The sequence below is a fragment of the Bacillus pseudomycoides DSM 12442 genome, from assembly GCF_000161455.1.
GTDB lineage: Bacteria > Bacillota > Bacilli > Bacillales > Bacillaceae_G > Bacillus_A > Bacillus_A pseudomycoides.
Map to the genome: position 1 here is coordinate 5,503,432 of NZ_CM000745.1, position 3,559 is coordinate 5,506,990.

General features: G+C 34.5%; 3 protein-coding genes. 1 reads left to right on the plus strand and 2 read right to left on the minus strand.

Annotated elements, in window-relative coordinates; translation table 11 throughout:
- Positions 1 to 156 precede the first annotated feature (156 nt).
- Positions 157 to 930, minus strand: coding sequence for a class I SAM-dependent methyltransferase (locus BPMYX0001_RS27820; protein ID WP_033799817.1), 774 nt, complete (start codon positions 928 to 930; stop codon positions 157 to 159).
- 417 nt (positions 931 to 1,347) lie between these two features.
- Here BPMYX0001_RS27820 and BPMYX0001_RS27825 point away from each other — a divergent pair, with 417 nt between their 5' ends.
- The gene (locus BPMYX0001_RS27825; protein ID WP_018780620.1) at positions 1,348 to 1,737 is read left to right on the plus strand and encodes a hypothetical protein; all 390 of its coding nucleotides are present in this window, start codon (positions 1,348 to 1,350) and stop codon (positions 1,735 to 1,737) included.
- A gap of 840 nt (positions 1,738 to 2,577) precedes the next feature.
- On the opposite strand, the gene BPMYX0001_RS27830 is transcribed toward BPMYX0001_RS27825, so the two are convergent.
- On the minus strand, positions 2,578 to 3,559 hold a 982-nt coding region (locus tag BPMYX0001_RS27830), incomplete at its 5' end, for a ClyA family alpha-helical pore-forming toxin (protein WP_081449599.1).

Here is a 3,559-nt window from a genome sequence, read left to right on the forward strand (position 1 = left end):
ACTCTTTTATAAAAAAGTTTGATCATTTCCTATCTATGTTGCTCCACAATAGCGCCCTATTCTTGAATAGGTATATGATCGCTCACTAAGTGAATAAAGTAGTTGCCCTTATAATAGAGAAGTCAGCGCTATTTTCGTAAGCAAATTAGTGCACGCTTATTTCCTTCCACTCAAAATCACTGCATTTCCTAATACTTTTTTGTTCAATAAGAACTTTGGCAATTTCATTTCTTTAGCAAGCTTGTAGCTATTCAATTCAGATACACCATGTTTCTTTAAGACATTTAAGAGCTCTTTTTCATCCCCAAATATTTTTTCATCCATAAACAAATCTAAGAAGACAAATTCACCACCAGGTTTTAACACTCTTAATGCTTCTTTAATTACTTCAGTTTTATTTTCTCTATCTTTTACTTCATGAAAGGTTAGACAACTTACAATTATATCAAATTCATCATCATTAAAAGGGAGTTCTGCAGCACTTGCTTTCAGAAAATCAACCCTATCAGAGACCCCTTCTATTTCAGCATTCTGTTGACATTGAGCTTTCGAATATTCCCAATTCCCTCCCCAATAATCAATTCCAGTTAAAAAGGACTTAGGAAAAGTCTTTGCCAGTTTAATAATCAGTGAACCACTGCCTGTTCCTATATCTAGTATTTTTCCTTTTCCATCCCAATTCACCTTGGCAACAATTAAATCATGTATTTTTGACTGATAATTCCCTCCAAATGCTGCGAATTGGTAAACTGAATAAGAAAGTATGAATGCTATATACATAAAAGGCAACGCTAAAACCCCTGACAGGACTCGCAGATATAAATTAACAGGTAATAATGTTACCAAGAGAAAAATGAGTGAAATAACAAAAAAAATAAGTAGTTTGTAAATTCGTATCCAAGTTTGATATTTAGCTTTCGTTTTCAAGATATCAGCCATCCTAAAATAATCTATTTTTTGTTTGTTATAATTATATAGGAAATTAATACCCCTTTGTTAGGTCTTTAAAGATATTCTTATTAAATAATCCTGCCCTATAGTTTAACAAGTTATGTTTGCAGCAGGTGAGGTAAGAAAAATAGTTGCGGAAGAATTAGAAAAAGCGAGGATGGATCCCAGGACAGGGCGAAAACCAATGTCTTCACCAAGATTCGTGGTTCTAATGTTAGAAAAAGGCGAATAGAAATATAGGTGTACCGCCATATATCCATCAACTTAAGAAGTTTATAACGCCCATCAAAACAAAAAAATATACATTTTTTTGTTTTGGAGTACTTATATTTTCATAGCTTGATGCGCATGTAGTGATATCTCCCCATTAGTAAAATTCTCTGGAGGTGTATGGATATGGACTGGCATAGTATTACATTGACGGCAGCCGGGGTCATCGGCGGTGGTACCGCGATAGTTCACGGCATACTGATGAAACGGCTGATAATCAAGCCGATTGAGGCAGTTTTTGTGACGAATGGGCAGATATCTGCACCGATACAAAAACTCGTACGATTGCTTTTGCATTTTACCACGCTCAATTGGTTAATCAGCGGGCTCACCTTGATTGCCGCCGCAATCTGGTTCAAGCAGGATGCAAGGCTCGTGACTGGCCTACTTGCAGGTAGCTCTTTTCTATATGGTGCTATCATCTCTTTTTGGGTAATGCGCCGCCCTCATCCTAGCTGGATTTTATTGTCCGTTGCGCTCCTTTTAATCGTCTTGGGGCTAACGCCAGTGGCCTAAGGCCCTACTTAAACTCATTAGACATGAGCGATTCCGTGGAACGAAAATCATCAAATAGAGGAAGATGAACCTCGATTTATTTTACTAAATAAATCTCAAAAGCAACGTTCGAAATGGTTAAAGGGTATAGGTTACACAGCTTTTGTTTGGCCTGCTTTATTTTGATTGATACATATTTACTGGGCAATTGGTGGTACCTTAATAGTAGCAAAGAGGATCTGTGTAGTAACGGAACAAGAACGGCAATAACTTAGATTTATGTTGGCTTGTACTACAAGTAGTTTGTTTTTAGAAAAGAAATTTTTTATTAAAAGGTTGTTTAAATAGTATGCTTAGTATTTATTGATACATAATAAAAGAGTTCAATAACATAAGTTATATGGGATACAGCCACATCACCATCAAGCTAAGAAAAAGAATTACCCCCAAGACGGAAAAAATATACTATTCCTTTAATTGAGGTCACTATACATACCAATTTAAAAGGAATAGTATATTTTTCGGTAGGATAAACCGAAGGAGTTCTCCAAATGCTGATGATGTTCCACATAAAGAAAATGCATGAACCAAAAGATAAATTTCTCACCAACAAGTAGATTTTTCTAAAGATTAAATGGAATTTGTCCATACATTATTTTTACATTTATTATACTTGCACCTAAATAGTCTTTATGACCTATTCTTTATAATTTTTGAAGACTTTTTTCAATCATTTTTAATTTTCTGCACCAGAGCCCTCAAGAGAGCAAACCGCTCTCTTTTTTATCATGGCAGAACTTTAACGTCTAACTTAAGTTTGCCATGTTTATTCAAAAGCTTTAAAAAAGAACCGATATCTCCTTATTTTTGTGGAGTGACGGGTTGCATTTTTAATTCTTTTATCCCTTCTTTTAATGTGAACGCATCTGTTCTTACTGTTTTCCAACTGTCTTTAGCTGCATTCAAGTTGGGTAGTAAGAATTTAAATTTATTTTGATCAGCTTTTTCAGATGCCTTATCAATAAATTGTAGAACTGATCCATATTGACGATCTAAATCACTCCATTGGTCGTACATAAAAGTAAGAGATTTCAGAGCATTATCAATCGCACTATGCATCTGATCAATATTATTAAACGCAACTCCAACTACACGATTTAATGTTAGTTTATAATCTACAGTCTGACGTAATTTTGCTAATTCTGGCTCTAACCAGCCTAACTTACTTCTTGCATCACCTATCATTATACCACCAGAAATCATTACGGGAAAAAACGGAATCTTTACCATTGTCAATCCTTTAGATTCTATGTCTTTCTGATAGTTTACTTGTCCTAAAACTTCATTTAGACGCTTTTGATCGTCCTCAACCGCAGCTCCTTGGTTTTTTAAAATCGACTGCAAGAGATCTTTATCGCTTCCAAATGCTCTAACATCTTGTCCAATATCGTCTTTTAACTTAGTTAATTCTTGTATTAATTTTTGTGCATACTCTTCATTTTGTTGAATTTCACCTCGTAAATCTGTAATCCCTTTTTTAAGAATATCTCCGTTCCCTGTATGAATTGCCTCTACTAATGTTCCATAATGATTATCAAATTTTGTATCGTATTCAATAATGCCTGTCAATGTATCTAAAAGCTGTCCTTTTATTTGCGTATCCCATTTAACAGCATGTTCTCTTGCATTCTTTTGATCTTGTACAATTTTAATAGGTAAATCTGCATACCCATTAATAATAATCCCTTCAAAATTCACATCTGGATTATTAATTAACAAACAAGAATAGTCATTCATAGATTTTGCAAATACCCCAGCATCTTGCAAAGCTGTTTTCATCTTC

Coding starts and splice junctions, on each gene's coding strand:
- BPMYX0001_RS27825 (WP_018780620.1), top strand. CDS start 1,348: ATGGACTGGCATAGTATTACATTGACGGCAGCCGGGGTCATCGGCGGT.